General features: G+C 34.7%; 10 protein-coding genes, 2 pseudogenes and 1 riboswitch. Of the genes and pseudogenes, 1 reads left to right on the forward strand and 11 read right to left on the reverse strand.

Translation table 11 applies throughout. The features are described 5' to 3' along the window. Nucleotides 1-224 precede the first annotated feature (224 nt). The gene (locus EZV73_RS25035; RefSeq protein ID WP_240843194.1) at nt 225-941 is read left to right on the forward strand and encodes a deoxynucleoside kinase; all 717 of its coding nucleotides are present in this window, start codon (nt 225-227) and stop codon (nt 939-941) included. Between the two features lie 16 nt (nt 942-957). Here EZV73_RS25035 and EZV73_RS25040 read toward each other — a convergent pair whose 3' ends face one another. The 11 genes and pseudogenes from EZV73_RS25040 to EZV73_RS25090 form a co-directional block, all read right to left on the reverse strand. Beyond that, the gene (locus EZV73_RS25040; RefSeq protein ID WP_240843195.1) at nt 958-1,530 is read right to left on the reverse strand and encodes a class I SAM-dependent methyltransferase; all 573 of its coding nucleotides are present in this window, start codon (nt 1,528-1,530) and stop codon (nt 958-960) included. Continuing rightward, entirely contained in the window at nt 1,527-3,296 is a 1,770-nt protein-coding gene (locus EZV73_RS25045; RefSeq protein ID WP_240843196.1) for a diguanylate cyclase, read from the reverse strand. The genes EZV73_RS25040 and EZV73_RS25045 overlap by 4 nt, the downstream gene beginning before the upstream one ends. Nucleotides 3,297-3,373: 77 nt before the next feature. After that, the gene (locus EZV73_RS25050) at nt 3,374-4,075 is read right to left on the reverse strand and encodes an ATP-binding cassette domain-containing protein (RefSeq protein ID WP_240843197.1); all 702 of its coding nucleotides are present in this window, start codon (nt 4,073-4,075) and stop codon (nt 3,374-3,376) included. Next, the gene (locus tag EZV73_RS25055; RefSeq protein WP_240843198.1) at nt 4,068-4,706 is read right to left on the reverse strand and encodes an amino acid ABC transporter permease; all 639 of its coding nucleotides are present in this window, start codon (nt 4,704-4,706) and stop codon (nt 4,068-4,070) included. The genes EZV73_RS25050 and EZV73_RS25055 overlap by 8 nt, the downstream gene beginning before the upstream one ends. Beyond that, the gene (locus EZV73_RS25060; protein WP_240843199.1) at nt 4,706-5,491 is read right to left on the reverse strand and encodes a transporter substrate-binding domain-containing protein; all 786 of its coding nucleotides are present in this window, start codon (nt 5,489-5,491) and stop codon (nt 4,706-4,708) included. The genes EZV73_RS25055 and EZV73_RS25060 overlap by 1 nt, the downstream gene beginning before the upstream one ends. 379 nt (nt 5,492-5,870) lie before the next feature. Next, nucleotides 5,871-7,439, reverse strand: a complete 1,569-nt coding sequence (locus EZV73_RS25065; protein ID WP_240843200.1) for a DUF1445 domain-containing protein — start codon at nt 7,437-7,439, stop codon at nt 5,871-5,873. 62 nt (nt 7,440-7,501) lie between these two features. Beyond that, nucleotides 7,502-7,585: pseudogene (locus EZV73_RS28965) on the reverse strand (SEC-C metal-binding domain-containing protein); the annotation flags it as partial. 1,033 nt (nt 7,586-8,618) lie between these two features. Next, the gene (locus tag EZV73_RS25075; protein WP_240843202.1) at nt 8,619-8,975 is read right to left on the reverse strand and encodes a response regulator; all 357 of its coding nucleotides are present in this window, start codon (nt 8,973-8,975) and stop codon (nt 8,619-8,621) included. A gap of 32 nt (nt 8,976-9,007) precedes the next feature. Beyond that, nucleotides 9,008-9,088, reverse strand: a riboswitch (cyclic di-GMP riboswitch). A 53-nt stretch (nt 9,089-9,141) separates the two neighbouring features. Next, nucleotides 9,142-9,852, reverse strand: coding sequence for an SDR family NAD(P)-dependent oxidoreductase (locus EZV73_RS25080; protein ID WP_240843203.1), 711 nt, complete (start codon nt 9,850-9,852; stop codon nt 9,142-9,144). A 108-nt stretch (nt 9,853-9,960) separates the two neighbouring features. After that, complete coding sequence (locus tag EZV73_RS25085) at nt 9,961-11,664, reverse strand: proline--tRNA ligase (protein WP_240843204.1); 1,704 nt, start codon at nt 11,662-11,664, stop codon at nt 9,961-9,963. Nucleotides 11,665-11,755: 91 nt separating this feature from the next. Continuing rightward, nucleotides 11,756-12,014 (reverse strand): annotated as a pseudogene (locus tag EZV73_RS25090) (hypothetical protein); the annotation flags it as partial.

Raw genomic sequence — 12,014 nt, forward strand, 5'->3', positions numbered from 1 at the left:
ACAAATAGTTTAACCATCGGCCTATTGGAGATTATATACAGTTACTGAAACCTTGGAAAAACTGGGCTCTCAGTGTAGAAATATTTATATTCTAAGCAGAACTTTAATGAACACAATATATTGTGTAGGAATTATACAAACCACCCTTTATCTTGTGCTTTCCCTTTACATAATTTGATGCTGGTGGTACGATGTATATAGCTCATTATTTAGGGGAGGAAATAATGTCATTTGCAAGTACTTATAGAAAAAATTATATTAATAAAGGAGAGTTTTGTAACATGTCAATTGTTGTAGACGGAATTATCGGGGCTGGTAAAACCACTGTTGCCAAAATGGTATCTGAACATTTAAATATTCCAATGTTTGAAGAATTAAAAAATGACGATCTAGAGAATACTCTAGAGCATAGAATGTTAAATAGATTTTATGACGATCAATCTAGATGGAGTGCAATCATCCAAGTTATGTTCTTAAATGAACGTTTCAGAGACTTGAAGTCTATTGAAAAAGACAATCAGTTTGCTATTATGGACAGATCAATTTACGGTGACGAGATTTTCGCTAAAACAATTAACAAACGTGGTAATATGACAGATGATGAGTTAACAATTTACCAGGAACTTTTACATAACATGTTAGAGCATATAAACCCACCTAAACTATTAATTTACTTAGATGTATCAATTGATACTGCAATGGAAAGAATCAAACAACGTTCAAGAGGAACTGAAGCTGATACGATTCCTGAAGATTACATGATCGATTTAAGAGATACTTACGAAGAATGGTATGACAAGTTCAACTTATGTCCAAAGATTCGTATTGACTTAAACGAAAGTGCCGTTGATGAGAATGGTGAAATCATCCCTAGAGTACAAGAAAAGATTTTAAAAGCAGTATGTCAAGCATATGAGCAATGCAACCAAATGGTATCATAAAAAAACAGCCACCTAATTAGGTGGCTTTTGTATTGCCTATACCTGCAACAAAAGCAGTTTTATTAAATCGACTTTTTACTGAATAATCGAATCCATTTTCATTTAATGATTCAAGAAAGTCTCTATTCAAGTGACAATTAGAAGCCATTTTACGCCAAAGAGGTGTAACAGCATCCGAAAGTGTATCCAAAGGAGATAGCTCGGGTCTGACATGTTCTATAAAAATAATTTTCCCCTCTGACTTTAAAACCCTTTTGATTTCACTTAATCCCCTATTTACATCTCTTACAGAGCAAAATACTAGAGAAATTACGACTGTATCAAAAGTCATATCTTTAAATGGTAAGTCTTGTACATCCGCCTCTACAAACTCTACATTTTCACTTAATCTAGTCTCTACAAGGGGACTTAATTTCAAATCCGTTAAAGTCAATTTGTCAATTGCATCATAGTCATAGTAGCTTAAGTTCACACCCGTACCAACACCAATCTCTAATACATGTCCACTTGCAAGTTTCATTAAATTTTTTCTTACCTGACCAAGTTCCCCCTTTTCAAATACACTCATAAAAGCATTGTAAAAATTCATTCAATTCCCCTACTTTTTTCTTTATTTTTGTATAAGTTTAAATCTGCAATCTTGAACAGTTGTTTATAGGTTAAACCATCTTGCGGGTATTTTGACATGCCATATGAAAAGCCTAGACTGCTACTCTTAAATAAGTCTAAAACTGTACTAGAAAATTTATCATTCATTTCAATCAATGTAGCTTCCACATTATTACCATTTACTAAACATGCAAATTCATCTCCACCAATTCTACCAATAGAAGTTCCGGGGAAAAACTCTCTTAACATTTGGCTCAAGGTATCAATGTATAGATCGCCTGCATCGTGACCGAATGTATCATTTACAGATTTAAGCTTATCCAAATCAAATAAGATCAAGTTAAATGTATTTCCTTCTTTTTCCGCTTCATTGATTTTTATTTTAAATACTGAATCAAAATAGGCCCTATTCATAAGTCCTGTCAAACCATCGTACCTTGATAAATTCAGTGTATGTAGATAAAGTTTGAAAAACTGTAGAATGAAACTCATTTCCTGACGTACATATTCTGACATGCTTTTATCATCTTCATGAAAAGCATTGTATTCATTTGAGAAATACATGAAAAACCAAACAACATCATTTTCATCTTTAACTGGGATCAACATCATAGACTTTGCAGGGTTTGTCATAAGAAAGTCTCTGCCTGGGTCATTTTCATGAAAATCCTCTGGATCTAAATGATTAAAAATTCCTACTTCTTCAAAGGACTTGACCATCTCAGACAACATAGTCATCTCTAAAGGAATAGATGGCGTTGGAGTCTCTTCATTTGTATTTACAGAATCATAAAAAGTCAAAAAATTATCTTTCAGATGTAAGAGAATTGCAGAATCAATATTTGATAATGCATGCTTAAACTGTTTAAGTATCTCACTTAAAAACTGCTTTTCTTCCCTATACAAATGAACTTCCCTACTCAACTTAAGAAGAATGTCTTTAGCCTCATATAGTTTCTCTAACTTTCTCTGAACTTGTCTCTGTTCTGTAATATCATGCATAATACCGACAAGTCCCTTGACTTCACCACCTTCATCTAAATGGGCAGATTTAGAGAAAATCACATCATGAACACTCTGATCAGCATACTTAACCTTCGTTTCATAGACTTGCTCACCTTTACTTGTCATCAAGTCCTCATCTGCATGATAATATATATCTGCCAAAGGTTTCGGCGATATATCGTAGACCGTTTTATCCATGATCTGATCATAGTCTAATCCAAGAAAATCCTCAAAAGCTTTGTTAAAATATTTATACCTCCCCTCACGATTCTTATAAAAGATTGGATAAGAGATAATCTTGAGTAAGGAATCTTTAAAATCCAGGTGTTCCTTTATTTCTTTTTCTCTTAGGACATCATTTGTAACATCCATCATTAAGCCAGTTAACTTATACAATTTCCCATCTTTATAGATAGGCTGACTGTAAAATTTCATCCATTTTTCAGCTCCATATTCTGTATTTACCTTATAGATGCCATTAGGAATATCTTCCTTGTTCATTACTTTTGATAAAGCTTCCTTAAATGACTCAACCGTATCCTTATAAACCACATTATTAAGTATAAAATCAATTGTGCCATCAAACTGATTCTTAAATCCAATCAGCTCAAAACATTTGGCATCAAATGTAATTCTACCTTCACCGACATACCATTCCCAAGTTCCTAAAGAGGCAATATTCAATGCATTCTCAAATTGAGTTTTTATACCTTCTACAGTCATTTTCTTATTATCGAGCATGATGTCACCCCTTTCTTGTATCTATATATACCCATTAATTGAGGCTTTAACATAAAACAAAAGAGGCCATCAGGCCTCTAGATTACTTTGCTTAAAAATTGCTTTGTTCTATAATGTTTTGGATCTGTAAAAAAGGATTCTGGATGACCCTCCTCTATAATTTCTCCTTCATCCATGAAAATCACCCTATCTGCAACTTCCTTAGCAAAACCCATTTCATGGGTAACTATAACAATGGTTACATCTGTCATAGCCTTTATAACATCCAGTACTTCTCCGACCATCTCCGGATCCAAAGCTGAAGTGGGTTCATCAAACAACATTACTTTTGGCTTCATCGCAAGAGCTCTTGCAATGGCAACTCTTTGCTTCTGTCCACCTGAAAGTTTATTGGGATAAGCATTGGCCTTTTCTTTTAAGCCAACGCTGTCCAAGAGATCATAAGCATCATTTTCAGTCACTTGCTTCTTTAGAAGAGATGGTGCTACTAGTACGTTTTCTATAACCGATTTGTGGGGAAATAGATTAAAGCTTTGAAATACCATGCCTAGATTTTCTCTGTACTCATGTAAGGATTTAAAGGTTTCAATAGGATGGCCTTCAAAGAAAATATCGCCTTCACAAGTTTCTAGTGCGTTGATGCAGCGAAGGAGAGTTGACTTTCCAGAGCCACTCGGACCAATAATTGCCACAATTTCATTTTCATCGACTTCTAAATCTACACCTTTCAAAACATGGAGTTTTCCAAAGTGTTTTTGAATATTTTTTAGCTTAATCACTGATCTGTAACCTCCTCTCTAATTTGCTTACACCTTTAGACAAGGTAAAGGTCAAAATAAAGTATATACCTGCTGCTATGATAAGTGGTTCAAAGGGTCTGTAAGTTAGACCTCTAATAGTATCTACCTTGTACATAAGATCATGTAGTCCAATAACAGATACAATAGCAGATTCTTTTATCAATACAATAAACTCATTACCAAGTGCAGGCAAGATATTTTTAAATGCCTGAGGTAATATGATTTCCTTATAAGTCATCGTCTGTGTTAAGCCCAAGGCTTTTGAAGCTTCAAATTGCCCCTTGTCAATGGATGCTATACCTGCTCTTATAATTTCTGCTATATAAGCTGAAGAGTTGATGGTCATCGCCAGGACACCGGCCATATACATAGGCATATCTTTTACACTGAAGTAGACCAGATAAAGTTGAACCAATAGGGGCGTACCACGTATAAAGGCAATATAGCCACCGCTTATTTTTTCAAGTATTTTAACATTTGATAATTTCATCAAACATAATAGGGTCCCCCCTATAAGGCCGAAAATTACAGTTAATAAACTAAGTGTGATTGTATTAAAGGTTCCTGTTATTAAGAACTGATAATATTTACCTAAAAAACTAAAATCCATTACTCTTCCTCTGCTAATGCCATTGCATCTAAAATAAATTGATCTAAAGTACCATCTTCTAAAACTGTCTCAATCGTCTTGTTCATTGCTGCTAAAAGGTCCTCTTGTCCTTTGTTTACAGCAATGGCAACACCACCTTCAGAACCTAAATCCATACCATTGATAGAGATATCAGCATTGGCTTCAGCATACTGCTTGGCAACAACTTCAGCTAAGATAATGCCATCAATCTTACCACTTTGAAGCTCCATAATTAAGTTAGGAATCTTAGATAATGCAACTTTTTCAGCACCTATAAACTGCTCATCAAATATGGATTCTTGAAGTGTCGCCTTTTGAACACCAATCTTTAAACCCTCAAAATCTTCAATTGATGTTAATGTGTCTTTGTTTTCATTTATGACAAGCATGGTTTGTGTTGTATCATAGTAGATATTTGTAAAATCTACAGATTCTTTTCTTTCTTCTGTGGGATTCATACCAGCAGCAATAAAATCAATTTTGCCAGCTTTTAAGGCTGGTAATAAGCCTTCAAAGTTCATATCGACAATTTCTAACTCCACACCTAAATCCACTGCTATCTTCTCTGCTAAGGCAACATCAAATCCTACAATAGTATCTTTTCCAGCGATTACTTTGTGAAACTCATACGGAGGATAATCAGCACTTGTACCAACAACTATCGTGCCTTTTGATTTAATACTTTCAAAGCTACTTTCTTCATTTCCTAATACAGTACAACCTGCTAATAGAACAACCATAATTAATAACAATACTTTTTTCATTTTTCTTCTCCTTTACATACTTATACACTTTGGTAGATTTTTATGCAAAAGTGATAACAAAAAAACTCCCATCCCATATAGGGACGAAAGTCATATTCCGCGGTACCACCCAAATTAACATCAGTTCACTTATCGGTACGGAGTCTCCACTCGATACCTATCCAATATAACGGTAGGAAGCCGCATAGCTCTCAGTTTGCACAGTCGGGCTATGAACTCAAAGAAGCTCTCAATATGGTTGTTTTATTATCGAACTCACACCAACTTCGACTCGCTGAAATTTACTTCCATATATTTTCTTCTTATCACTGTCTTTGCATAAATATTTAACTTGTATGTAATATTACACGAATAATTATTAGATGTCAACATCTTATTTTTATTTTTTTATAATTTTATGAAGTCGATTTAAATAATCAAGATTCTCTTCAAGGCTATAGCCATCTACAGACAAAGTCCTCTCCCCTGTAAGGCCATCTACAGAACCTAATGAAACGATACATGCCAAAGCTTTTTTCTCGAGTTCAAGATCATGTAACAAGTTTTTTGCTGTTAAAACTTCCATCATAGCTACTAAAACATAAGCCCCCCAGTTAGATACTCCAGCAACCAATAACTCCTTAGCAGCAAGATTTGCACATATTTTATCGCCACTCGGCACATGATCTTTTATATAGTCATAGACCTTACCAAAGCCTACTTCGTTTCCACCATCACCTAGTGCAATAAAAGGCGTGCCTTTGTTGATGTAGGATTCAATCATGGTATCGGTATCTTCAACAATATCTGATATGTCATTGCCTCTCATATTGTTATAAGTGCCCTCGTTACTTTTGCCAGGTCTTTCAATGGCAAAGATACAATCAGTTTCAGAATAAGAAAAATCACCTGTCACTTCTGTATTCAATTTAAGAAGTTTTTTAAGGCCCAATAATTGATCTAAACTATAGACATCTGTAACGACTCTAACCTCTTTACCTAAGATTTCGAGTGCTCTTGCTAAAAACATAGCGCCTAAAGGTCCATCTGTTTCTCCCGACATGCTAGATCTAATTGCAAAGCCAGTCACAAGGGTTATATGATTTTTATCGAGTATGAAACTGGCCATCTTTTTGAGTTCGTTTTGCATGACCAAACCGCTTAAGCCTCTGTTATAGGTTTTCCATAAAAGCATACCGTTGAGCGCTTCTTCTATGTCATGACCTTTGATAGACCTTAAAAGGTCATTGGTAATAAGCATATGACCAGGTGCATGTGTGTAAAAATCTTCTTTGAGTGAGTTTTTTATGGAATTAAGTGCTGTTATCCCACAAGCCCAGAAAACGGGTAACTCATCCTCTTTTACTTCTACATGGTCTCCATAATCAGGACTTTGAAGATCCTTTATGCCTATGGCACTTGGATGACCTATATGGATTGGAATGCCATGTGTTTTAACATAATCCGATGTGATATGGATGACATGTTCTATATCATTTTTTTTGATAGGACGCATGGAAACAACCATCTTACCTGAAAATATATCACTTGATTCACATGGAATACTGGTTTCATACATGGCCACATTTTTACCTTCATCAAAATGTCTAAGTTTAATATTTTCAGATAGGAGTGCATGTTCAAAAGAAAAGGAACATCCGAGTGTAAAGGCTACATAATCTGTTAAATCTACTTGAGACAAATCTAGAAGTTCTTCTACTTTCGTACCATTTCTGTAATGAAAATATCTAGGAATGTCTCTTTTGATATCAATGGTCTTATCAGTAAAATTTAAGTCAAAATCGCTTCTTTCGATTAAAGGACAGGCTTTTTTATTTTTTTTACAGAATTCTTCAAAATCATCTGCATGTTCTATAGGCAGTATCATGACATTTACTTGTAAATACTCACTTAATAGACCTGATGTTGGTCTGTCAAATTCATTGTTTCTAATCTTTTCTCTAATCATATAGTACTCCTTTTGTTTAGAATAACACAAAAAAAAGTCCCTGTAACACAGAGACTTTAAACTTATTTATTCATACAGCACTTTTTGTACTTTTTACCTGAACCACATGGACAAGGATCATTTCTACCGATCTTATCACCCTTGACAATAGGCATCTGCTTTTGGTGCTTAGAAAGCTCCATTGGTGCATGACCCTTTAACTCCCAGTGAGGAATTTCATTGTTAATGGTGATGGTAGCATCAGCAAACTCTTTGATACCTTCCATCTTTGCATCTTCTTCTTTTTTCGAGAAAAGCTGGATATAGTCAGAAACACCATGGTTATAGGCAAGCATAACCAACAGCTCATCAATCTGGTCTACTGGGTCTTTATGAGGAAAGAACTTGTCCAGTACACCTGCCATTCTTTTATAAGCATCTGCCCATAAAGAATTGCCATTTTTTACGTAAGACTGAAGCATTTGATGATCAATCACTTTCATTTGGATTTCATCTTTGCTCTTAATATCTTTTAGAACTTTTTCAAACTCACCCAATCTATAATAGTGAAGTACATCATTTTCTAAAATTGTGTTTTTAGTTCTTGAAGCTGTATATTGGACAGCAGCTTGTAAAATATCCTTTTCAATAGCCTGTTCATTAAAGTTATATAAGTTTTCAACAAAGTCTTCAACCTCAATAACACCATATAGGTCTATACTCAACTCCATATAGTCTTTTACAATTGTATTGAAAGTTAAGTTTTCATGATACTTATTGTAGAAGTCAACAAATCTGCTAGCAATTTCATTAGGCATAATGACCTGCATATTACCTTCTAAGTTACCTTCTAACACAAGACCTAATGAAATCAGTTCATTGGCTGCTACTGGGTAAGTTGAAAAAGTATTTTCTCCTTTTAAAAGGCCATTGATAACCGCGTAATGGTCTAAGTTAAAATAACAAAAGCTTTCTTCCAAGTTGTTCAAAACAAATTCATAGATAGCATCTGTTAATTCGTCTTTCTTAAGTTTAGAAAGACCCTTCATACCCCAAAGCTTTGCAACTTCTTTTAAGTCAGTAGCTGAATAGCTCTTTAACATTTCTTTATAGCCTTTATCGACGACTATTTTTCTTTTCATCAATTTCTTATCTGACATAATTTCTCCACTACATTTAAAAAGGAATCTTTACAGATTCCTATGCTGACATTTTTTTTATTTTGCCAAGAACATCATCTGGTTTAAAAGGTTTAACGATAAAGTCTTTTGCACCACTCTTAACCGATTCAAGAATGATCTTTTCCTGACCCATAGCTGAAACCATACACACCTTTGCATCTGCATCTATCTTTAGTATTTCTTGTAAGGCAAGAATACCATCCATCTCAGGCATTGTAATATCCATAGTAACAATGTCTGGCTGGTGCTTTTTAAATTCCTCAACTGCCTCTAAACCGTTAGAAGCCTCTACAATCTCATAACCTTCTGGCACTAAGATGTTCTTTAATACAACTCTCATAAAAGCTGCATCATCCACAATTAACACTTTTCCCATAGCATCCTCCATATTAAGCAATACGAAAGTTTTTCGGTAGCCTGACAATCATAGTTTCCCTTAGACTCATGGCTTTGCGTCTTAACTTTTCAGTTAATTTGCCTTTTCGTATGCGTTATTAATTACCTCATACATAATACTATTCTACCTAGTAAATGTCAAATAATTAATCGATATATACCATCTTTTTAGTCATACCGCCATCTATAACCATATTATGACCATTGACAAAATCATTTTCCTCATGAGCTAAGAACAAACATGCATTAAGAATGTCTTTTGGTTTGCCAACTCTTCTAGATGGATGCTGCTCATGGTCCTCTTTTGTTAAAAGATGATAGTCCTCACATTGAATCCAACCAGGACTTACAGCATTAACAGTTATTGATGTCTCAGCTAAGGAAATAGCCAATGAGTTGGTCATAGAAATCAAAGCACCCTTTGTTGCTGAATAAATGGCCCAATCCGGCTCATTTTGAAGGGCTCTAGTTGATGACATGTTGATGATTCTACCATAATCACCTTTATGCTGTCTGACAAACTCTCTTGTACATAAATAAGCACCTTTTAAATTAACATCTACTACATTATCAAATTCTTCTAAACTCGTCTCTTTGATATCCATTTGGAAAGATGATATTGCAGCATTATTAATTAGAATATGAATCATACCATACTCTTTTACTACTTCAGCTATAGCCTTCTTAACAGTCTTAGGCTTTCTTAAATCCACTTTCATAAACTTTATACCTTCAGGCAATCTCTTGTGACCCATGCAATCAAAGCCGATTACCTGATAGCCTGCTTCATGAAATCCTAAAGCTAAATGATAGCCTATACCACCTGTTGCACCTGTAATTAAACATACTTTTTTCATTCTCTTTCCTCCAAGAATTATTATACGCCTCTTATCGCTTTTTTGCCAGTTCATTCTTATGAAAACCAAGAAAAGCATGTACTTCATTTCGAAATACATGCCTATAGTTTATTTCAATAATTCTTGAACTTTATTTAAGACATCATTTGATGAAATAACTTCAGTTTCTCCACCAGATCTTAACTTAAACTCTACTAGTGATTCACTAGCATCTCTACCAACATTAACACGTAATGGAATACCAATTAATTCTGCATCGGCAAACTTAACACCAGCTCTTTCTTTTCTGTCATCAAGAATAACTTTGATACCAGCTGATTTTAAAGTCTCATACAACTCAAGACCCAAGGCTTGTTGATCTTCTTTCTTGCTGTTTACTACAGTGATGATAACGTGGTAAGGCGCTACTGATAATGGCCAGATAATACCATGCTCATCGTGGTGTTGTTCAATAATTGCAGCTAATGTTCTAGAAACACCAACACCATGTGAACCCATTAGGATTAATTGCTCTTTACCATTTTCATCTAAGAATGTAGCATTAAGTGCTTTTGAGTACTTTGTACCAAGCTGGAAGATGTTGCCGACTTCATTACCACGCTCTACTGACATAGCGTCCCCACACTTTGGACATAAGTCACCAGCTTTAGCCATGATTAAATCACCAACTACTTCACCTGTAAAATCAGTATCAAAATTAGCATTCTTTAAATGGTAGTCCGTTTCATTAGCACCAATAATTGCATTTCTCATCATTGGAATTCTTTCGTCAATTAGAACTCTTACACCTTCTTTAAGGCCAATTGGACCCGCAAAGCCAACTTCTGCAGAAGTTACTTCTTTAACGACTTCTGGAGCTGCAATTTCTAAATCATGTGCAAGTACATCTAAATGCTTAAGAAGTTTAACTTCATTGAGTTCTCTGTCACCAGGAATCAATACAGCTACTGTTTCTTCACCAGCTGTATATAAAAGTGTTTTAATGAAGTTGTTCTTTGATACATTAAAGAAAGATTCCAACTCGTCAATTGTCTTTACATCTGGTGTATGAACTTTTTCAATTGTCTTTACATCTTCATCAGATTCTATTTTATAGCTACATGCTGCTTTTTCATCTGTAGCTGCATAATCACATGAATTACAGAAAACAATTTCAGTTTCACCTACATCACTAAGTGCGATAAACTCATGTGAGTCACTACCGCCCATAGCACCAGAATCACCCTCTACAACTTTAAAATCAAGGCTACATCTGTTAAAGATGTTTTCGTATGCGCCCCACATTTCAAAGTATGACTTTCTCATACCTTCTTCGTCTCTATCAAATGTATAAGCATCTTTCATTGTAAACTCACGACCTCTCATCAAACCGAATCTAGGTCTTTTTTCATCTCTATACTTTGTTTGAATTTGGTATAAGCTTAGTGGTAACTGCTTGTATGATTTAAGTTCATGACGAATTAAGTTTGTAAATACTTCCTCATGTGTTGGTCCAAGACAAAATTCTCTGTTATGACGATCATGTAATCTAAACATTTCAGGACCAAAATCATCCCATCTCCCAGTCTCTTTCCATAACTCAGATGGACAAAGTGCTGACATTAGACACTCTTGTGAATCAATAGCATCCATTTCTTCACGAACAATCTCTTCAATGTTTTTAAGTACTTTTACAGCAAGTGGTAAGTATGTATAAACACCTGATGCAAGCTTTCTAATCATACCTGCTCTTAGTAAAAGTTGATGACTGATTAATTCAGCTTCTGCTGGTACCTCTTTTAATGTCGGTACATAATACTTTGACATTTTCATAAATTTAACTCTCCTTTTATATCATTTAATTATTTTAAAACAAGAAAGACGTTTTTGACGCTTCTATTCTATCCGAAGATACAATAACATATTAAACTACATGTAGTCTAAAAGGATTTTCTCGAAACCCCTTATCCCTCATCGATATAATCAACCTGGGAATATTTTTTTCACCTAAATACTTTCTTAGGATATTTAAACTACCATTGATATCTGAGTTTATTATCCCTTTTGTTGTTATAAAGATTCCTCTAAAGACACGTCTTGATTTATCAGCTGCTTCTTTCTCAACCATTTCTAAGTCTACTGCTGACACTGATGAAGTGTAAGCTTCATTCATCATTACTACT

The sequence above is a fragment of the Acidaminobacter sp. JC074 genome, assembly GCF_022496765.1.
GTDB lineage: Bacteria > Bacillota > Clostridia > Peptostreptococcales > Acidaminobacteraceae > JABXKX01.

Excerpts from the sequence above, each read along its gene's own strand:
- EZV73_RS25035 (WP_240843194.1), top strand. The coding sequence starts at position 225 with ATGTCATTTGCAAGTACTTATAGAAAAAATTATATTAATAAAGGAGAG.
- EZV73_RS25040 (WP_240843195.1), bottom strand. The coding sequence starts at position 1,530 with ATGAATTTTTACAATGCTTTTATGAGTGTATTTGAAAAGGGGGAACTT.
- EZV73_RS25045 (WP_240843196.1), bottom strand. The coding sequence starts at position 3,296 with ATGCTCGATAATAAGAAAATGACTGTAGAAGGTATAAAAACTCAATTT.
- EZV73_RS25055 (WP_240843198.1), bottom strand. The coding sequence starts at position 4,706 with ATGGATTTTAGTTTTTTAGGTAAATATTATCAGTTCTTAATAACAGGA.
- EZV73_RS25060 (WP_240843199.1), bottom strand. The coding sequence starts at position 5,491 with ATGAAAAAAGTATTGTTATTAATTATGGTTGTTCTATTAGCAGGTTGT.
- EZV73_RS25065 (WP_240843200.1), bottom strand. The coding sequence starts at position 7,439 with ATGATTAGAGAAAAGATTAGAAACAATGAATTTGACAGACCAACATCA.
- EZV73_RS25075 (WP_240843202.1), bottom strand. The coding sequence starts at position 8,975 with ATGGGAAAAGTGTTAATTGTGGATGATGCAGCTTTTATGAGAGTTGTA.
- EZV73_RS25080 (WP_240843203.1), bottom strand. The coding sequence starts at position 9,852 with ATGAAAAAAGTATGTTTAATTACAGGTGCAACAGGTGGTATAGGCTAT.
- EZV73_RS25085 (WP_240843204.1), bottom strand. The coding sequence starts at position 11,664 with ATGAAAATGTCAAAGTATTATGTACCGACATTAAAAGAGGTACCAGCA.